The 17,196-nt window shown below is 54.6% G+C and carries 21 protein-coding genes; 13 read left to right on the top strand and 8 right to left on the bottom strand.

The window, feature by feature from the left end; all coding sequences use genetic code 11:
• Positions 1 to 84: 84 nt before the first annotated feature.
• The 7 genes from tal to EDC90_RS01800 all read left to right on the top strand — a co-directional run bounded on the left by tal (position 85) and on the right by EDC90_RS01800 (position 3,418).
• Positions 85 to 1,041, top strand: coding sequence for a transaldolase (gene tal / locus EDC90_RS01830; RefSeq protein ID WP_132307953.1), 957 nt, complete (start codon positions 85 to 87; stop codon positions 1,039 to 1,041).
• Between the two features lie 452 nt (positions 1,042 to 1,493).
• On the top strand, positions 1,494 to 1,727 hold the full coding sequence (locus tag EDC90_RS01825; RefSeq protein ID WP_132307951.1) for a hypothetical protein: 234 nt from the start codon (positions 1,494 to 1,496) through the stop codon (positions 1,725 to 1,727).
• Positions 1,728 to 1,828: 101 nt separating this feature from the next.
• A complete protein-coding gene (locus EDC90_RS01820; RefSeq protein WP_132307949.1) occupies positions 1,829 to 2,062 on the top strand; it encodes a hypothetical protein in 234 nt (77 codons plus the stop codon).
• 92 nt (positions 2,063 to 2,154) lie between these two features.
• Positions 2,155 to 2,388 (top strand): hypothetical protein, encoded by a 234-nt coding sequence (locus EDC90_RS01815; protein WP_132307947.1) that lies wholly within the window; start codon positions 2,155 to 2,157, stop codon positions 2,386 to 2,388.
• An 89-nt stretch (positions 2,389 to 2,477) separates the two neighbouring features.
• Complete coding sequence (locus tag EDC90_RS01810) at positions 2,478 to 2,711, top strand: hypothetical protein (protein ID WP_132307945.1); 234 nt, start codon at positions 2,478 to 2,480, stop codon at positions 2,709 to 2,711.
• Between the two features lie 94 nt (positions 2,712 to 2,805).
• Complete coding sequence (locus EDC90_RS01805) at positions 2,806 to 3,042, top strand: hypothetical protein (protein ID WP_132307943.1); 237 nt, start codon at positions 2,806 to 2,808, stop codon at positions 3,040 to 3,042.
• Between the two features lie 118 nt (positions 3,043 to 3,160).
• Positions 3,161 to 3,418, top strand: a complete 258-nt coding sequence (locus EDC90_RS01800; RefSeq protein ID WP_245510892.1) for a hypothetical protein — start codon at positions 3,161 to 3,163, stop codon at positions 3,416 to 3,418.
• Between the two features lie 66 nt (positions 3,419 to 3,484).
• Here EDC90_RS01800 and pgi read toward each other — a convergent pair whose 3' ends face one another.
• Together pgi and EDC90_RS01790 are read right to left on the bottom strand one after the other, a co-directional pair.
• Positions 3,485 to 5,110: a glucose-6-phosphate isomerase gene (gene pgi / locus EDC90_RS01795; RefSeq protein WP_132307939.1), complete on the bottom strand. Its 1,626-nt coding sequence runs from the start codon at positions 5,108 to 5,110 to the stop codon at positions 3,485 to 3,487.
• Positions 5,111 to 5,442: 332 nt separating this feature from the next.
• A complete protein-coding gene (locus EDC90_RS01790; RefSeq protein ID WP_132307937.1) occupies positions 5,443 to 5,850 on the bottom strand; it encodes a DUF805 domain-containing protein in 408 nt (135 codons plus the stop codon).
• A 583-nt stretch (positions 5,851 to 6,433) separates the two neighbouring features.
• On the opposite strand from EDC90_RS01790, the gene cyoA reads away from it, so the two are divergent.
• From cyoA to cyoD, 4 genes are read left to right on the top strand one after another with little or no spacing between them, the layout of a single operon-like run.
• Entirely contained in the window at positions 6,434 to 7,552 is a 1,119-nt protein-coding gene (gene cyoA / locus EDC90_RS01785; protein WP_165972705.1) for a ubiquinol oxidase subunit II, read from the top strand.
• Complete coding sequence (gene cyoB, locus EDC90_RS01780) at positions 7,549 to 9,537, top strand: cytochrome o ubiquinol oxidase subunit I (protein WP_432419978.1); 1,989 nt, start codon at positions 7,549 to 7,551, stop codon at positions 9,535 to 9,537. Before cyoA ends, cyoB begins: the two co-directional genes overlap by 4 nt.
• Positions 9,534 to 10,145: a cytochrome o ubiquinol oxidase subunit III gene (gene cyoC / locus EDC90_RS01775; RefSeq protein WP_132307933.1), complete on the top strand. Its 612-nt coding sequence runs from the start codon at positions 9,534 to 9,536 to the stop codon at positions 10,143 to 10,145. The genes cyoB and cyoC overlap by 4 nt, the downstream gene beginning before the upstream one ends.
• Positions 10,142 to 10,591: a cytochrome o ubiquinol oxidase subunit IV gene (cyoD, locus tag EDC90_RS01770; RefSeq protein ID WP_132307931.1), complete on the top strand. Its 450-nt coding sequence runs from the start codon at positions 10,142 to 10,144 to the stop codon at positions 10,589 to 10,591. Before cyoC ends, cyoD begins: the two co-directional genes overlap by 4 nt.
• A 10-nt stretch (positions 10,592 to 10,601) precedes the next feature.
• Here cyoD and EDC90_RS01765 read toward each other — a convergent pair whose 3' ends face one another.
• On the bottom strand, positions 10,602 to 10,832 hold the full coding sequence (locus tag EDC90_RS01765; protein ID WP_132307929.1) for a hypothetical protein: 231 nt from the start codon (positions 10,830 to 10,832) through the stop codon (positions 10,602 to 10,604).
• Positions 10,833 to 10,866: 34 nt separating this feature from the next.
• Between EDC90_RS01765 and EDC90_RS01760 the strand changes: the two genes are divergently transcribed.
• Positions 10,867 to 11,625, top strand: coding sequence for an SURF1 family protein (locus EDC90_RS01760; RefSeq protein WP_132307927.1), 759 nt, complete (start codon positions 10,867 to 10,869; stop codon positions 11,623 to 11,625).
• A gap of 73 nt (positions 11,626 to 11,698) precedes the next feature.
• Here the strand turns inward: EDC90_RS01760 and EDC90_RS01755 are convergent, their stop codons facing one another.
• The 5 genes from EDC90_RS01755 to EDC90_RS01735 form a co-directional block, all read right to left on the bottom strand.
• Positions 11,699 to 12,862 carry a M20 aminoacylase family protein gene (locus EDC90_RS01755; RefSeq protein ID WP_132307925.1) on the bottom strand — a complete coding sequence of 388 codons (1,164 nt, stop codon included), beginning with the start codon at positions 12,860 to 12,862 and terminating at the stop codon, positions 11,699 to 11,701.
• 14 nt (positions 12,863 to 12,876) lie between these two features.
• On the bottom strand, positions 12,877 to 13,716 hold the full coding sequence (locus tag EDC90_RS01750; protein WP_132307923.1) for an ABC transporter permease: 840 nt from the start codon (positions 13,714 to 13,716) through the stop codon (positions 12,877 to 12,879).
• The gene (locus EDC90_RS01745) at positions 13,713 to 14,426 is read right to left on the bottom strand and encodes an ABC transporter permease (protein WP_132307921.1); all 714 of its coding nucleotides are present in this window, start codon (positions 14,424 to 14,426) and stop codon (positions 13,713 to 13,715) included. Before EDC90_RS01745 ends, EDC90_RS01750 begins: the two co-directional genes overlap by 4 nt.
• Before the next feature lie 82 nt (positions 14,427 to 14,508).
• Positions 14,509 to 15,294 (bottom strand): transporter substrate-binding domain-containing protein, encoded by a 786-nt coding sequence (locus EDC90_RS01740; RefSeq protein ID WP_432419976.1) that lies wholly within the window; start codon positions 15,292 to 15,294, stop codon positions 14,509 to 14,511.
• 64 nt (positions 15,295 to 15,358) lie between these two features.
• Positions 15,359 to 16,156, bottom strand: a complete 798-nt coding sequence (locus EDC90_RS01735; RefSeq protein ID WP_132307919.1) for an ABC transporter ATP-binding protein — start codon at positions 16,154 to 16,156, stop codon at positions 15,359 to 15,361.
• 190 nt (positions 16,157 to 16,346) lie between these two features.
• Between EDC90_RS01735 and EDC90_RS01730 the strand changes: the two genes are divergently transcribed.
• Positions 16,347 to 17,195, top strand: a complete 849-nt coding sequence (locus tag EDC90_RS01730) for a dimethylarginine dimethylaminohydrolase family protein (RefSeq protein WP_132307917.1) — start codon at positions 16,347 to 16,349, stop codon at positions 17,193 to 17,195.
• The last annotated feature ends 1 nt before the right edge of the window (position 17,196 follow it).

Genomic DNA, 17,196 nt, shown 5'->3' with positions numbered 1-17,196 from the left:
GCCGGGCGTTATTCAAGCAGAGTGGTCCGTCTTTCTTCTGTGCGCAGGCGAAAGCACAGGCCCAGATTACGAAGGATGAATATCATGGCTTCCAAACTTGACCAATTGCGCGAAATGACCACGGTTGTGGCAGATACAGGCGATATCAAAGCCGTTGAGAAACTCAAACCAGTCGATTGCACGACCAACCCCTCCATCGTTCTGAAGGCCCTGTCGACCGACATGTTCGACGACCAGATCGACGAAGCTATCAAATGGGGCAAGGCGCAGACCGGTTCGAAAGAAGCTGTCGTTGATGCGGTAGCAAGCCGTCTGGCAATTGACGTCGGCGCAGCGCTCGTCAACATCGTGCCCGGCCGTGTCTCCACAGAGGTTGATGCGGACCTGTCCTTCAACATGGAAGGTTCGATTGCCAAGGCGCACGAAATCATCAAGGCTTACGAAGATCGCGGTATTGGCCGTGAGCGCATTCTCATCAAGCTGGCATCTACGTGGGAAGGCATTCGGGCCTGCGAAGTGCTTCAGAAAGAAGGCATCGACTGCAATCTGACGCTTCTGTTTTCCAAATGCCAGGCGATTGCCTGTGCCGATGCCGGCGCGTTTCTGATTTCGCCGTTCGTTGGTCGTATCCTTGACTGGTACAAGAACGCCACTGGCGAGGAATATACCGCTGAAACCGATCCGGGCGTTGTCTCCGTTCGCTCGATCTACAACTATTACAAGGCTAACGACATCAAAACCGTTGTTATGGGCGCATCTTTCCGCAACATCGGTGAAATCGAAGGTCTTGCCGGTTGCGACCGTCTGACCATTTCTCCGAACCTTCTTGAAGAACTGGCAAATGATGAAGGCAAGCTGGAGCGCAAGCTGTCTCCGGAGGCTTTTGAGCCGGAAGAAAAGATCAAGATGGACGAGCAGACCTTCCGTTGGATGCTGAACGAAGATGCAATGGCGACCGAGAAGCTGGCTGAAGGCATTCGGAACTTTGCCAAGGACCTTGGCAAGCTGCGCACCATTGTTGCGGAAAAGCTCGACGCCTGATTCCGGCGCAACATCGTCTGAACGTATTGTGCTTTTCAAGGCCCGGCGCTCGCGCCGGGCTTTTTGTATGGCCTATCGTGGCAGGCCACAGCTGCGCGGTGTTCAGCAATCCTTAATCTGCTTACTTTCGAATATGTATATAAAAAGTTGCGTTTGATTGACCTGCAGTGCGCTTCAAGAATACGAAGTTATAAAAATATTCCGATAAAAACGTCGTGATCCCCTGAAAATAAGGGTCTCTCGGAAGTCTTTTGCAATGTGTCTGTTTTATGAAAGTCTTTGAAAAATAATGATTTCCCTGCTTGCACAGATTTAAGAGAGAATTCAAGGGTTTTGTCGTCAACGAAAAGCGAACACAAAATTCGAATTTCGACAACTTGTTAATCGAGTGATTAAATCATATCTCCCGGTCATCGAACAAACAGACAAGCTTCTGTTCAAAGGAGAGAATGATGAAAAACCTTATTGCTATCAGCGCCGTTGCTGCTGGCCTCGCAGCCGCTCCTGCAGCTTTCGCTGTTCAGCCAACGGCTCTGCCCGACACCGGCACACTGACCAAGGCTCCGGCTGGCTCGACCGTAACAATCGCTTCCAAAGACCAGTTCGGCACGAAATACATGAACTATTACAGCGTGAATGAAGATGGTTCGCTTGAATTCGTCTTCCAGGAAGGCATTGGCGACTGATCGCCGCTGACGCTGATCAAAAAACGAAATCAGAAAAATATGCAAACCGAACCAGCCGCCAAAAGCCATATTCAACAAGGCTGGTACTAGGGAGAAATACCATGAAAAATGTTTTTGCAGTCACCGCCGTTGTTGCTGGTCTTGCCGCTGCTCCTGCAGCCTTCGCTGTTCAGCCGAACGCTCTGCCGGACACCGGCACACTGACCAAGGCTCCGGCTGGCTCGACCGTAACAATCGCTTCCAACGATCAGTTCGGTACCAAGTACATGAACTACTACCGCGTTGCTGAAGACGGTTCGCTGGAGTTTGTCTTCCAGGAAGGCATTGGCGACTGATCTGACGCCAGCAGACTGAAATTATAAAACAAAAAAGAAACTGAGCCAGTCACATACTCATGCAGAGGTGGCTGGCAGCAGGGAGAAATACAATGAAAAACGTTTTTGCAATCACCGCCGTTGTTGCTGGTCTTGCCGCTGCTCCTGCAGCCTTCGCTGTTCAGCCGAACGCTTTGCCGGAGACCGGCACGCTGACCAAGGCTCCTGTTGGTTCTACTGTCAACATCGAAGCCCGCGATCAGTTTGGTACGAAATACATGAACTACTACCGCGTTGCTGAAGACGGTTCGCTTGAATTCGTCTTCCAGGAAGGCATTGGTGACTGATTAAGTCGCTGAATGCAAAAGATAAATAATTAGAATCGACCAGCCTGACCGGTAAAGCAAGGTCGATGGCTGGTACCAGGGAGACTATCATGAACAATGTTTTTGCAATTGCCGCCGTAGCCGCCGGTCTTGCCGCTGCTCCTGCAGCCTTCGCTGTTCAGCCGAACGCTCTGCCGGAGACCGGCACGCTGACAAAGGCTCCGGCTGGTTCTCCGGTCACCATCGAGTCGACCGACCAGTTTGGCACGAAGCACATGAACTACTACCGCGTTGGCGAAGACGGTTCCCTGAACTTCGTTTTCCAGGAAAGCGTCGGGAACTGATCAGCCTTCATTTGGTCAGATACAGGCAATAAAGTGGGTGGCGCAGGCCGCCCACTTTATTGTTGTCAGCTATGGCGGTGACGGGAGAGCAAGGATGAAAGCAAGGGTTATCTTCAGTGTACTGGCATTGCTGCTTGCACCGGCTGCCTATGCGATTGACTATTCCGCCATCCCTGAAACCGGGAAGGTTTCGAAGGCGCCGGTTGGCAGCACAGTCACCATTCAGGGCACTGGCAAGTTCGGGGGCGAGTATCAGAATGTTTTTCGTGTGCAGCCGGACGGTTCGCTGAAATTCATTACGCAATATCCGATCAATACCAATGATAACTGATCGGTTTGCCCTCGCGTTCAACATAAGTTGAAGCTGCAAAACGGGCCGGGAACGGTTTTTCTGAAACTTCCGGCAAGCGAGATGCGTAGTCCCTTTTATAGATCAAAACGGGAGAAGCATGATGAAGAAACTTGCTATTACAATTGCTGTTCTATTGCCCTTCGCCGTAGCACCGGCCATGGCAAAACCATATCTTCCAGATCCGAGTGCCGTGCCTCAGACCGGAATGGTCAGCAAGGCACCGGTTGGAAGTACCGTTACAATTGATTCAACCGGTAAATTCGGGACGCGCTATGGCAACGTCTTTAAAGTGCAGCCGGATAAATCACTGAAACTGATGTATCAGTATGAGCTGCCGAACCAGCAAAATGGCTGAGATACTGAGAAAGAATAAAAAAGCCGCGCTTTTGGTTGAAGCGCGGCTTTTTGTGTCGGTGTATGGTTACTTCGCCATCCCAAGCAGGGTGGAGACGAGCCCTGCCGTCGATGAATCGTGGTCGTCTGCGCTTTCCTTGCCTGATACGACCGGCAGAAGGCCGGTTGCCAGCTCCTTACCAAGCTCAACACCCCATTGGTCGAAAGAGTTGATGCCGAAAAGGGCACCTTCAACAAAGACCCGGTGCTCATAAAGAGCGATCATCCGGCCAAGCGCGTATGGTGTCAGGCTGTCGTAAACGAAGGTGATTGAGGGGCGGTTGCCGGAGAAGACCCGGTGAGGTCCAATTTTGTCCGCAGTTGCCTCATCGCTCCCCTTGTTCAGAAGCTGTGTCTTGGCTTCCTCCAGCGTGCGGCCCTTCATCAGCGCTTCGGATTGTGCCAGGCAGTTCGCCATCAAAAGCTGATGCTGGTGGCGCAGATCCGTCTCGAAGCCGTTGGCGGCGATCATGAACTCGATCGGGATGATATTTGTACCCTGATGCAGAAGCTGGAAGAAGGCATGCTGGCCATTCGTTCCAGGCTCGCCCCAGACAATCGGTCCGGTTGGCGTGGTAACATCTTCAGAGCCGACGGTAACCGATTTGCCGTTTGATTCCATATCGAGCTGCTGCAGATAAGCGGCAAAGCGCGACATGCGCTGATCATACGGGATGACCGCACGAGAGGGATAATCGAGCACAACGCGCTGATAGTAGCCGATCAGGCCCAACATGAAGGGCAGGTTCTCTGTGATCGGGGCATCCTGGAAATGCTTGTCAATGGCGTGGGCACCATCCAGAAACCTGCCGAAATCCTCAGCGCCGATGGCGATCATCAGCGGCAGGCCAATCGCAGACCAGATCGAGTAGCGGCCACCAACCCAGTCCCAGAAACCGAAGACGCGATCTTGTTCGATTCCGAAATCGGCGACTTTTTCGAGCGCAGTGGATACAGCGCAGAAATGATGGCCGACTGCCTCTTCTCCCAGTGCATCGGCGATGAACTTGCGCGCCGTTTTGGCATTGGTCATCGTTTCGATGGTGGTGAAGGTTTTTGAGGCGACAATGAAAAGTGTCGTGGCCGGATCAAGGTCCTTGATCGTGTCGGCGATGTGCGCGCCATCGACATTTGAAACATAATGAAGTTTCGGACCATCGTGGAATGGGGCGAGCGCCAGCGTCGTCATCGCCGGGCCGAGGTCCGAGCCACCAATGCCGATATTGACAACATCTGTAAACGTCTTGCCTGTTGCGCCTTTGGTTGCGCCGGAGCGGATGCCCTCGGCAAACTGTCCCATGGCCTCAAGCACGGCATTGACGTCCGGCATGACATCCTTGCCGTCGACCATGACCGGTGTGTTTGCACGGTTGCGCAACGCCGTGTGCAGAACAGCACGGTCTTCGGTGATGTTGATTTTCTCGCCGGAGAACATCGCCGCTCGTTTTTCTTCAACACCGACTTCCTTGGCCAGTTTAACCAGAAGCGCCAGGACCTCGCTGTTAATGGCTGTTTTGGAAAAATCCATCAGCAGGTCTTCAAAGCGGAGGCTGAAATTTTTGAAGCGTTCAGGATCAGCGGCAAAGGCTGCGCGAAGATCGGTCGCGTCGGTCTTTCCGGCTGCGGCCTTGATATCCTCAAGAGTGGCATTCATGTCTATGGCTCCCTTTGATGATTGAAGCGTCTTTCCAGCGAAATGGCGAAACGGTAGCGCAGTTCCGTGAACCGAATAAAACGAAAAAAGCGGCGGCTGTCCGCCGGCGAGACTATAAACCCTTCTTAAAACGATTAAATGCGTTTTTGCCAGTCCGGCGTTGAATAATGAATTCGTTTTTTGGCATTGAAAAACTGACGGGCGGGAAAATCAACCGTTACCCACACTGTTTCCTGTCCTTTGACGGCGGTTGGCCCGCACGGTGTGGGACAACAAAAAGCCGGTGAAGCAACCGCTACACCGGCTTTTGGCATTGGCGCACTTGAGATTTTTTAAGCCGCCGGGTGAGCCCTGGCGCCGTGTTCGTTGCGCTTGCTTGGAACAATCATGAAGTAGATGAACACAAACGGGATTGCGCTCCAGTAGGCTACCGATTTGTCATGGCCCATGTCGTGGGCGCGGAAAGCGGTGAAGCGTCCGAAGGCAAGGCCGGGAACAACGGCGTATATCGCAAGCCCCATATAATAGGCGGTTGAAAGCGCGATGTCTGTGGTGGTGCCGGCTTCCAGCGGAAAGGCGAATTCCAGCAGATAAGAGATCACCAGGTTGATCAGGAAAATGAAGCAGGCACGCAGAAAATAGTCTCTTCGGTCATAGGTGCGGTTGCTATTCGTAAGGTAGACACCCAGCAACACGCCTATGGCGCTGGTTGCATAGGGAAAGAAAAACAGGCCTGACATTTCGTTTCCTCCTCAAAACGGCAGATGCGCGCTTTGTCGCATGTGACGGATTGTCGCATAAAAAAATCGAACTGTCTAACGGACTTCCGGGGCATTACCGGATGCCGCCAGACAGAGGTTTACGAAGATATTCCTGAAAGGGTAAACGTCGGATATGCTCGGGTGTTTCAAATTAACCCCGCTTTTTGTTAAATTTCTGGTGTTTCATCGTTTGATGGGCGAATTGTCCCGATTGAGCGAGGTCAATGTCAAAGTCGGTTTCTGCTATTCTGCAGAGCTTACAAAAGCTGACGAACGCCAATTAGAGCCATTATTTTGCTGATATATTGCGAAAATCGTCTCGCAAAGGTGACGGACGCGCGGCCTTGTGCCAAAATGCCACAGGGCAGGGACTAAAATCTGTGTCGAAAATGCGGTAATGCAGCGCATGATTTGGGCGTCTGCGTGGCAGAGTCCAGCTGTTTATACGAGAATGTCTGTTTAAGGGGGCGGCCGTCGCGGGACTTTGGGGCCGGTGACCTTCAGGCATATCAGTGACAACCCAGTCCGTGAGATCCGCGCAATTCGGACGAGAAACTAGAGAATGAAGACGATTGTGAACCTTCTCAAGTTATGGAAACTTGCGCTGCTGCTACCGGTGGCGCTCTTTTTGTCGGGCTGTCAGCTCGTTCTCCTCGATCCCGCCGGCTGGGTTGCGGACCAGGAACGCGATCTGCTGGTCGTTTCAACCATTCTGATGCTGATCATCATCGTTCCGGTGCTGGTCATGTCGGTCTACATGCCGTGGCGCTATCGTGCCTCGCGTCAGAAGACGGATGACTATGATCCGGAATTCGAACATTCTGCACTGTTCGAAGCCTTCATCTGGGGCGTTCCGGTGATGATCATCATCGCACTTGGCGCCCTGACGTGGATCTACACGCATCGCCTCGACCCCTATAAGCCGCTCGACCATATTGCCGGTGAGCCGCTTGAAATTGAAGTGGTGTCGATGGACTGGAAGTGGCTCTTCATCTACCCGGAAGAGAATATTGCCACCGTGAACGAACTGGTTGTGCCCACCGGTCGCGCTGTTAATCTGCGTCTGACGTCGACATCGGTCATGAACACGTTCTTCGTTCCGGCCCTTTCCGGCATGATTTACACGATGGCAGGTATGGAAACGAAGCTGCACGTGGTCGCTGATGACGCCGGCAAGTACTATGGTCGCTCGGCCAACTATTCCGGTCCCGGCTATGCGCACATGGATTTTGAGACCTTTGCTGTTTCCGATCAGGAATTCGACAACTGGGTCAATAAGGTTCGCGCCGAGGGCTCCGAGCTGACCGATCAGGTTTATCTTGATCTTTCAAAGCCGACCGTTGCGGACAACGTTACTTATTATAATGGCGTATCGGATGGGCTATTCGACCGGGCTGTTGGCCTCTGCGTCGAACCCGGCAAGGTCTGCATCGGCGACATGATGATGCAGGATATGATGGGTGGCGGTGGCCTCAAAGGCATCGAGACCAAGGATCAGTACCTCTATGATGAATTCCCGCCGGGCGAAGGCTTCGACCAGCATGAATTCGACGGTGTTCTTCGTGGCAATGAAGATGAGCCGAAAAGAGGCCCGGTCAACGTCAAGAACCCTGATCAGAAGGTCGTGAACCTGAACGGCGACGGCTCTGCGTCGGATGCATCTGAAACTGTGAGGCAATAATGGCAGCTGATAGCACAACGAGCTTCCTTTTCGGTAAGCTCGGATGGGATGACATCCCGTATGATGTCCTGATTCTGGATGTCACTTTCGCCGCTGTGGTGATTGCCGGTCTGACCGTATTCGGTCTGATCACCTATCATCGCAAATGGGCTTACCTCTGGAACGAATGGTTCACCTCGGTTGACCATAAGAAGATCGGCATCATGTATGTCGTCCTCGCGCTGGTGATGCTGTTCCGCGGCTTCACAGATGCCTTTATGATGCGAACCCAGCAGGCCATCGCTGCTGGTGGCGCCCAAGGCTATCTGCCGCCGCACCATTTTGACCAGATTTTTACCGCTCACGGCACGGTCATGATTTTCTTCTTCGCCATGGCCTTTCTGGTCGGCGTGATGAACATCGCCATGCCGCTTCAGATCGGCGCGCGTGATGTGGCCTTTCCGTGGCTGAACAACTTCTCCTTCTGGATGACGGTGTCCGGCGCGATCCTGCTGAACATCTCCCTGTTCATCGGTCTTCTGGGCCGGACCGGCTGGCTTGCCATGCCGCCACTTTCGGGAATCGCATACTCGCCCGATGTGGGGGTCGACTATTATATATGGTCTCTCCAGATCGCGGGGATAGGAACGACGCTATCCGGTGTGAACATGATCGCCACCATTCTCAAGATGCGTGCGCCGGGCATGACACTGATGCGGATGCCGGTTTTCACCTGGACCACACTGTGCGCCAATGTTCTGATTGTTGCAGCCTTCCCGGTTCTGACGGCCACACTGGCTATGCTCGCCCTTGACCGTTACTTCGGCATGCATTTCTTCACGAATGACATGGGCGGCAATCCGATGATGTATGTGAACCTCATCTGGATCTGGGGGCACCCGGAAGTCTACATTCTGATCCTGCCCTGTTTCGGTATCTTCTCCGAAGTCGTTGCAACCTTCTCCGGCAAACCGCTGTTCGGTTATCGTTCGATGGTCTACGCGACGGCCTGTATCATGGTTCTGTCGTTTATCGTCTGGCTGCATCACTTCTTCACCATGGGCTCCGGCGCCAGCGTGAATACCTTCTTTGGTATCACGACGATGATTATCGCTGTGCCAACGGGCGCGAAGATCTTCAACTGGCTGTTCACAATGTATCGCGGCAAGATCCGCTTCGAAACGCCGATGTACTGGACAGTTGGCTTCCTCGTCACCTTCACGATTGGTGGTATGACCGGTGTTATGCTGGCTGTCCCGCCAGCTGACTTCCAGTTGCACAATTCGCTGTTCCTGATCGCGCACTTCCATAACGTGATCATCGGCGGTGTCGTGTTCGGCCTGATGGCCGGTTATACCTACTGGTGGCCAAAGCTGTTCGGCTTCAAGCTCGACGATACCTGGGGCCGTCGCTCCTTCTGGTGCTGGCTGATCGGCTTCTACCTGGCCTTCATGCCGCTTTACGTTCTCGGCCTGATGGGTGTGACCCGTCGTCTGCAGAGCTACTCTGATGTCGGCTGGCAGATCTACTTCGTTATTGCCTGCATCGGTATGCTGGTCATCGGTGCTGGTATCGCCTGCACGGTTATCCAGCTCATTGTCACGATCAAGAACCGCGACAAGCTGAAGTGCGGTCCTGACCCGTGGAATGGCCGTACCCTGGAATGGGCAACGACTTCGCCGGTTCTGCCCTACAACTTCCCGCAGGATATCGTCGTTCACGGACGCGATGCCTGGTGGCAGATGAAGAAGGAAGGCTTCAAGTGGTCGACGGATTACCAGCCGATCCATATGCCGAAATACACCTGGGCCGGTATCGTTCCGGCGGGCATTTGCCTGGTGCTCGGCTTTGCTCTGGTCTGGCATATCTGGTGGCTTGTTGCGGTCAGCTTTATCGCAGCTGTCGGCACGATCATCGCCCACACCTTCGACTTCGATCGTGATTACTATGTGCCTGCCGAACAGGTTAAGAGCGACATGGAAAAGGCCAAGGAGACCTATGCATGACGGTCGCTGACACGACTAACGATACGCATCACGCGGATCACGAAGAGCATCACGATAGCCCGACCCAGCTGGGGTTCTGGATCTATCTGATGAGCGACTGCCTGATCTTTGGCACGCTGTTCGCAACTTATGCGGTTTTGGGGCGTGCCTATGCAGGCGGCCCCTCTCCGCAGGACCTGTTTGAACTTGACTTTGCGCTGATCGAAACGGCACTTCTGCTGTTCTCATCCGTGACTTTCGGTTTCGGCATGTTGCGGATGGAAAAGGGCGACAAAGCTGGCCTGCTGCGCTGGCTCGCTGTTGCTGGCCTGTTTGCAATCGGCTTCCTGATCATGGAAGTGTATGAATTCCATCACTTCCTCGAAATCGGGGCCAGCCCGGATCGTTCGGCCTTCCTTTCGGCCTATTTCACGCTCGTTGGCACGCACGGCCTGCACGTGACCTTCGGCTGCATCTGGCTGATCGTGCTGATGGTTCAGATTTCACGCCGGGATATGGATACGGCTATGCGCCGCCGTGTGTCGACGCTGTCGATGTTCTGGCACTTCCTCGATCTGGTCTGGATCGGCGTCTTCTCACTCGTTTACCTTACGGGAGTCGTCCTATGAGCTCAGCCCACGACCATGCAAGCCATGAGGGTCATGGTACCGTAAAGACCCTGATGACCGGCTTCGTGCTGGCGGCCATCCTCACCATCATTCCGTTCGGTCTGGTGATGGCGGATGCGATTTCCAGCAAGACGCTGCTGATCTCGATCATCATGATCTGTGCGGTTGCGCAGATCCTTGTTCACCTGCGTTACTTCCTGCTGCTGACGTCCGAGCAGGAGCATGGCTTCACCATGGCATCGGCGCTTCTGGCGCTGATCCTGCTGTTGATTGTCCTGGCCGGTTCGCTCTGGGTCATGCACAACATGAACAAGTACATGATGCCGCTGCCGGAAAGCGGTTATACGATCATGGATGATGGCACCATCGTCTGCGCGACACCTGAAATCGCCGAGCAGCTTCGTGATGCAGGCGTTACAGGCAACATTGTGATCCAGAACCAGTAAGTTCTGATTGCTAAAACAGAATGATGCGCCTCCCTTTGGTTGTTGCCGGAGGGGGGCGCTTTGCTTTTTCAGTCGACGCCGCGCGATGTGTCGCGGTGCGTTTGAAGTCAAAAGCCGCTAAAGGCTTCCTTTGATACAGGCTGCGGACTTGGCTTTTCAGGAAACGCAGGTCTGTTCTGCCCGCTTGTTCTAACCCGTTTTCGCGGATTTCAGATGTTTCCGCCTGTCTGCGAAATTCCATAGCGAGCGCCTGAATGCCAACTGGAGATATCTCAATGTCGACCACCCCGAGAAACTGGTTTCGTATTTCGGTGATAACGGCGATTGCGGCCGTGTTGTTCGCAGGCTTTGTCGGCCTCGGTATCTGGCAGCTTTACCGCCTTCAATGGAAGCTGGATCTGATTGAGGCTGTAAATACGCGAGTTGAGGCGCCCGCCGTACCCGCACCTGGCCCTGAACAATGGTCCGACGTCACCCGCCAGAACGACGCCTACCGGCATGTCGAGGTCAAAGGGCGCTTCCTGAACGATCAGGAGGTCCAGATCTATTACCCGACGGAACTTGGCCCGGGCTACTTCGTCATGACACCGCTTCAGCGGCCAGACGGCACCTATCTGCTGATCAATCGTGGTTTCGTGCCAGAGGAAAAACGCGACCCGTCGACCCGGCAGGCACCGGAAGGTGAGGTGACGGTGACTGGTCTGCTCAGAATGTCGGAAGACAAGGGCTGGCTGTTCTCACGCAAGAATGAACCGGAAGATGGGAAGTGGTACCGGCGCGATGTCGGGTCCATCATGTCAACAAAGGGGCTGGAACCTTATGCGCCCTATTTCATCGATGCCGATAACACGCCGAATGCGGGCGGCTATCCGATAGGCGGCCTGACCGTGGTGAAGTTTCGAAATGCGCATCTCAGTTACGCGCTGACATGGTTTGCCATGGCGCTCGGAACGCTTGCTCTTTATGTCTTCCTGCTGCGTGTGGAAGGCGTGTGGGGTTCGCGGCCTTTGTTTCAGGACGATGATGATGAATGATGCTGTTCATCAAAGCCGTATTGACTGAACGAAAAGAAAAAGGCCGCGGACATCACATCCGCGGCTTATTCATTCAGACTTTTGCGGGCAGAAAGGTTTCGGCAAGCTCGGTCCAGAAGCTCGCGCCGATGGGCAGAAGAGCATCGTTGAAATCATATTGCGGATGATGGAGCGGCTTGTCGTCTTCTGATTGCCGTGATCCCAAAAAGAAATAGGTTCCGGGACGTTCATTGAGGAAATAGGCAAAATCCTCGCTGCCCATGAATGGATTTTCGAGGTCTTTCACCTTGTCCCCACCGGCAAAACGCTTCGCCAGTTCGCGCACAAAAGCTGTCTGTTCGACGTCGTTGATTGTCGGGTCATAGCTGCGCTCGTAGATAACTTCGGCGGTCTGGCCGAAGCTTCTGGCCTGAAAATCGGCAATCTCCCGGATGCGCTGCTCCAGCAGGTCACGGGTTTCCGGCGTGAACGAACGAATGCCGACAACGATTTCAGCCGTCTCGGGAATGATGTTGCTGGCGGAGCCGCCATGGATCGAGCCAACGGTGACAACGGCTTTCTCGTGCGGGCTGACATTGCGTGATACGATGGTTTGCAAAGCCAGAACAATGCTCGCGGCAGTGACCATCGGGTCGGAGCAGCTTTCCGGGTGCGCACCATGTCCCCCGGCACCCTTCACGATGATTTTTGCTTCATCGACTGCGGCCATAATCGGCCCGTCCCGGAACCAGAATTCGCCAAAAGGCAGAACTGGTTCGTTATGCAGGCCAAAGACGGCATCGCACGGGAAACGCTCAAAAAGGCCCTCATCGACCATGATTTTGGCACCACCGAAATTTTCTTCAGCCGGCTGGAAAATCAGGTTCAGCGTACCGTCGAAATTCTTTCGCTCAGCCAGCATTCTGGCCGCACCCAGCAGCATCGCGGTATGGCCGTCATGGCCGCAGGCATGCATCTTGCCCTCGATTGTGCTCTGATATGGCTTGCCGGTTTCCTCGTGGATCGGCAAAGCATCAAGATCGGCACGAATTCCTATGGACCGTTTGCTGGTGCCACATGTCAACTGGGCGACGATGCCTGTTTTCGCCAGACCGCGATGAACAGTATAGCCCATCGCTTTCAGTTTCTTTGCGACATAGTCTGACGTCCACAATTCATCCAGCCCAAGTTCCGGATGCTGGTGCAGATCGTGGCGGATGGCGACGAGCTCTTCGTCGAAGTTCTTCAGTTCAGTCATGAAAGGCTTTCATATCATGCACCGCGCGTGGGGAGGCGGCGCTCGAAATAACGGAACAGGGCAACCAGAATGCCTGTCAGGCAGAGATAAAGAAATGCCAGAAACAGAAGTGGCTCATAAGTGAGATAGGTATCCTGACGAACGCGCGAAATCGCAGCAAACAGATCAACCACAGTTATTGTCGCCACCAATGGCGTTGACTTCAGCTGCATCACCATTTCGCCATTGAGCGTCGGCAGTGCGCGGTGGATGGCGCGCGGCAGCCATATGCGTCTGAGGATCGTGAACCGGCTCATGCCATAGGCGCGCGCTGCCTCCAGTTCGCCTTTGGGAACGCCTGCAAAGGCCCCGCGCATGACCTCGCCTTCATAACCGGCGCATGAGAGTGTCAGCGCCAGAACACCATAGGGCCAGGCCACCCGCAGATAAGGCCATAAAAACGACTGGCGGATATCCGGAATGCCGGGAAACAGCGAACCAAGTCCGTAGTAAAGCAGCCACAGCTGCAATAGCAGAGGCGTGCCGCGAATGATGGTACAAAACGCCTTGGCAGGCCATGCCAGAAAACGCGGGCCTGTCACCTGAACAAGTCCGATCGGGATCGACAGCAGGAAGCCCAGCGTGAAGGTAACGACCAGAAGCAGGAAGGTGACCCATAGCCCGGAGAGAAGCACGCCCGCATATTCGGGTAGCCAGTCCCAGCGCATCGTCATCGCCATCCAGACCACAAGTGCGGCAGCCACGGCCATCATGACCAGCCGGTGCGGCTTGAAGAGCGCCCGCAGGCCGGGCAGAGGCGGTGGGGCTGCAAGATCCTGAAGGTCTGCGGCGTGTTCGTTGTTCTGATCGGTCATGACTGCGGCCTCGTCATGCCGCGTCGGGCGCGTTTTTCAATGAAATGGATGATAACATTCGAGATCAGCGTCACAATCAGATAGAGCACACCGGCGGCAGAGAAGAACAGCAGGTAATCTTTGGTCACACCGGCGGCCTGCCGGGTGGCAAGCGTCAGCTCGGTGAAACCGACAACGGCCAGAAGGGCTGTGTCCTTTGTCGTGATCAGCCAGAGATTGGCGAGACCGGGAATGGCATGGGGCAGCATGGCGGGCAGCGTGATCCGGCGCATGATTTTGGCCGGAGCCATACCGTAGGCACGCGCAGCTTCGATCTGGCCTGGCGGAATAGCCTTGATGGCGCCACGCAGCACCTCAGTTGAATAACCACCCTGCACCAGTCCGATCACCATGATACCGGCGACCATGCCGGAAATATCCATCGCCTCATGTCCGAATGAGGCCAGAATATTATTCAAGGCGTCCGTTCCGGCGTAATACAGCAGAACGATCAGCACCATTTCCGGGACAGCGCGAATGACGGTGGTGTAGATTTCCATGAGATCGCGGATCACCGGGCCGCCATAGAGCTTTCCGGCCGCACCGAAGACACCGATGATCTGGCCGACAATATAGCCACCGGCCGCCACTTCCAGTGAGGTCAAGAGACCCCGGAGCAGAACACCGCCCCATCCGGGCGGAGACAGTGCGAGTAGTTCCCAGCTGATCATTTTGGGCAGAAAATCCTTTATTGCCCGCCGGTCAGACGGGAAAGCCGGAAGCGTGACCGCCTCCGGCTTTGTGTTCTAGCTATCAGTTGCCACCATAGATGTCGAAGTCGAAATATTCGTCCGAAATCTTTTCATAGGTGCCGTTTTCGAGAATTGCGGCAATACCGGCGTTCAGCTTGTCTTTCAGCGCAGTATCGTCCTGACGGATGCCAAAACCGACATCAGCGCTGATCACGCTCGGGTCCGGCTCAACGTTTCCAACCAGTTCGCAGCAGGCGATGCCGTCCTCGGACTTCAGGAAGTCATCAAGCGCCAGACCATCGGCCTGAACGGCATCAAGGCGACCGGCATAAAGGTCCTGGTTGGCTTCGTCCTGCGTCGCATAAATCTTGATCGTGGCGTCCGGGAAGTGCTTGCGGGCATATTTCTCGTGGATCGATGCGCCCTGAACACCCAGCAGCATGCCATCGAGTGCCTCGTTGGTTACAGCATCAATGCCTGCCCCCTTGGCCTCGATCACCACGGTCGGGCTGGTGTAATACTTGTCAGAAAAGTCGATGATTTTCTCGCGGGCATCGGTGATTGAAAGCGATGCAACGATCATGTCGATCTTGCCGGAAGTCAGCGCCGGGATAATGCCGTCCCATGCAACCGGCGTGATGACACAGTCCAGGTCTTCTGCAGCACAAACGGCCTGGGCGATATCGATTTCCCAGCCGGACCAGTTGCCCTGGGCATCAGGAACCGTGAAGGGTGGATAGGGCTCGGCAGCAACACCCATTTTCACCGTTTCAGCGGCCTGTGCGCCACCGGCAAACAGAGCGGCGGCGGCTGCCATACTCAACATTGCAGATTTCAGTTTATTCATCTCGTTTGTTTCCCTCTTTTAACACCGGGCGGTTAAACAAAGACCGGGATGCGGTCATTTGTCGTCATTGAACGGAGCTGATGAATTTTTTCAGACGCTCAGATTCAGGGTTGTCGAATACGATTTGCGGATCGCCTTGTTCTTCCACACGTCCATTATGCAGGAACACGATTTCACTGGCGACTTCCCGGGCGAAATTCATCTCATGGGTTACCAGCAGCATGGTCCGGCCTTCTTCTGCAAGGTCGCGAATGACTGTCAGAACTTCGCCGACAAGCTCGGGGTCCAGTGCCGATGTCGGTTCGTCAAACAGCATTGCTTCAGGCTGGATCGCAAGCGCACGGGCGATGGCCGCACGCTGCTGCTGGCCACCGGACAGAAAGGATGGATAGGCTTCGCGTTTTTCATAAAGGCCGACGCGTTTCAGAAGACGTTCAGCCTCTGCAATGGCTTCGTCGCGTTTAATGCCCAGAACATGCACCGGCACTTCGATCACGTTCTGCATCAACGTCATGTGCTGCCAGAGATTGAAATTCTGGAAAACCATGGCGAGCCGGGTGCGGATGCGCTGGATCTGCTTACGGTTTGCAGGCATGAGGCCGCCACGGCCATCGGCTTTCAGGGCAATTTCCTCGCCGTGAACCTTCACAGTGCCGCGGGTCGGCCACTCCAGCATATTGATGCAGCGCAGCAAAGTTGACTTGCCGGAGCCGCTGCCGCCGATGATTGCAATCACATTGCCCTGACGGGCACTCAGCGACACGCCTTTTAAAACTTCCAGATCGCCGAAAGACTTGTGCAAATCTTCTACTGCGACTGCTTCTGCGGGCTTGTCATCCCGCACATTTTGCTCAGCCTTCATAAATACGCTTCTGCCGTTTCCGGTAGGCCAGCCGGTGTGGCGCTCTTATTTCGGGCACTGACGGCTGACGATGAAAAATTGTTCAGTGGCGCCATTACTACACTTGCAGAGTTATTATGCAAGTGTATAACTACGCGCCATACACAGATCAATCATGGAGTTGAACAGGATGGCATTCGGAGCGCAAACAATGGCGCAGCCCATCAAGCGGGTGATCATGCGCAAGCCCGGAGCTAGCCTTTTGCAGGCTGACCCGGCGGTCTGGCATTATGGCGAAACCTTTAATGCGCAGCGCGCAATCAGTCAGTATGACCGCTTTGCCGATCTCGTCGCAGCATCCGGCGCAGAGATTATCTGGTTTGAGGATAAGGGCGACGGACTGGCAGATGCCATGTTCACCCATGATCCATCGCTTTGCACAGAACATGGTGCTGTGCTTCTCAACATGGGCAAGCCGCTTCGCAAGGGCGAGGTTGAGGGCCATGCAGCACTTTATGAAGCTGCAGGTGTTCCGGTTCTCGGCCGGCTTGAAGGCAATGGGACGGTTGAGGGCGGCGATTGCGTCTGGGTCGATGAAAAGACGCTATGCATCGGTCGTGGCGTGCGCTCCAATGCCGAAGGCATCGCGCAGGTTCGCGCTATTCTTGCGCCTTACGGCATCGAGGTTTTGAGCTTCGATCTGCCGCTGTGGCAGGGTGAAGAAGCCTGCCTGCATCTGATGAGCGTGATATCGCCGCTGGCGGACAAGCTGGCGCTTGTCTATGCGCCGCTTCTGCCCGCACCATTCTATCAGCTTCTGAAAGAAAAAGGGTATACCCTCGTTGAAGCGCCGACAGATGAGTTCATGGCGTCGAACGGCCTGAACCTCAACGTTTTGCCAACCAGGCCTTTTGACGTGATTGCCGTTGCCGGTTTTGACAAGACAAAAGCGGCGATGGAAGCGGCTGGCTGCACGGTTCACACGTTTGAGGCTGATGCATTGTGTATTGCCTGTGAAGGTGGCCCGACCTGCCTGACGCGTCCCTTCCACCGGGGCTGAT

Origin of the sequence: Martelella mediterranea (assembly GCF_004342225.1) — a bacterium.
Lineage (GTDB): Bacteria > Pseudomonadota > Alphaproteobacteria > Rhizobiales > Rhizobiaceae > Martelella > Martelella mediterranea_B.
Note: the sequence above shows the minus strand (reverse complement) of the source record. Positions and strands in the feature narration are given on the sequence as shown.

What these genes read in the sequence shown, in the direction of transcription:
- tal (WP_132307953.1), top strand. Translation starts at nt 85, where the DNA reads ATGGCTTCCAAACTTGACCAATTGCGCGAAATGACCACGGTTGTGGCA.
- EDC90_RS01825 (WP_132307951.1), top strand. Translation starts at nt 1,494, where the DNA reads ATGAAAAACCTTATTGCTATCAGCGCCGTTGCTGCTGGCCTCGCAGCC.
- EDC90_RS01820 (WP_132307949.1), top strand. Translation starts at nt 1,829, where the DNA reads ATGAAAAATGTTTTTGCAGTCACCGCCGTTGTTGCTGGTCTTGCCGCT.
- EDC90_RS01815 (WP_132307947.1), top strand. Translation starts at nt 2,155, where the DNA reads ATGAAAAACGTTTTTGCAATCACCGCCGTTGTTGCTGGTCTTGCCGCT.
- EDC90_RS01810 (WP_132307945.1), top strand. Translation starts at nt 2,478, where the DNA reads ATGAACAATGTTTTTGCAATTGCCGCCGTAGCCGCCGGTCTTGCCGCT.
- EDC90_RS01805 (WP_132307943.1), top strand. Translation starts at nt 2,806, where the DNA reads ATGAAAGCAAGGGTTATCTTCAGTGTACTGGCATTGCTGCTTGCACCG.
- EDC90_RS01800 (WP_245510892.1), top strand. Translation starts at nt 3,161, where the DNA reads ATGATGAAGAAACTTGCTATTACAATTGCTGTTCTATTGCCCTTCGCC.
- pgi (WP_132307939.1), bottom strand. Translation starts at nt 5,110, where the DNA reads ATGAATGCCACTCTTGAGGATATCAAGGCCGCAGCCGGAAAGACCGAC.
- EDC90_RS01790 (WP_132307937.1), bottom strand. Translation starts at nt 5,850, where the DNA reads ATGTCAGGCCTGTTTTTCTTTCCCTATGCAACCAGCGCCATAGGCGTG.
- cyoA (WP_165972705.1), top strand. Translation starts at nt 6,434, where the DNA reads ATGAAGACGATTGTGAACCTTCTCAAGTTATGGAAACTTGCGCTGCTG.
- cyoC (WP_132307933.1), top strand. Translation starts at nt 9,534, where the DNA reads ATGACGGTCGCTGACACGACTAACGATACGCATCACGCGGATCACGAA.
- cyoD (WP_132307931.1), top strand. Translation starts at nt 10,142, where the DNA reads ATGAGCTCAGCCCACGACCATGCAAGCCATGAGGGTCATGGTACCGTA.
- EDC90_RS01765 (WP_132307929.1), bottom strand. Translation starts at nt 10,832, where the DNA reads ATGGAATTTCGCAGACAGGCGGAAACATCTGAAATCCGCGAAAACGGG.
- EDC90_RS01760 (WP_132307927.1), top strand. Translation starts at nt 10,867, where the DNA reads ATGTCGACCACCCCGAGAAACTGGTTTCGTATTTCGGTGATAACGGCG.
- EDC90_RS01755 (WP_132307925.1), bottom strand. Translation starts at nt 12,862, where the DNA reads ATGACTGAACTGAAGAACTTCGACGAAGAGCTCGTCGCCATCCGCCAC.
- EDC90_RS01750 (WP_132307923.1), bottom strand. Translation starts at nt 13,716, where the DNA reads ATGACCGATCAGAACAACGAACACGCCGCAGACCTTCAGGATCTTGCA.
- EDC90_RS01745 (WP_132307921.1), bottom strand. Translation starts at nt 14,426, where the DNA reads ATGATCAGCTGGGAACTACTCGCACTGTCTCCGCCCGGATGGGGCGGT.
- EDC90_RS01740 (WP_432419976.1), bottom strand. Translation starts at nt 15,294, where the DNA reads ATGAATAAACTGAAATCTGCAATGTTGAGTATGGCAGCCGCCGCCGCT.
- EDC90_RS01735 (WP_132307919.1), bottom strand. Translation starts at nt 16,156, where the DNA reads ATGAAGGCTGAGCAAAATGTGCGGGATGACAAGCCCGCAGAAGCAGTC.
- EDC90_RS01730 (WP_132307917.1), top strand. Translation starts at nt 16,347, where the DNA reads ATGGCGCAGCCCATCAAGCGGGTGATCATGCGCAAGCCCGGAGCTAGC.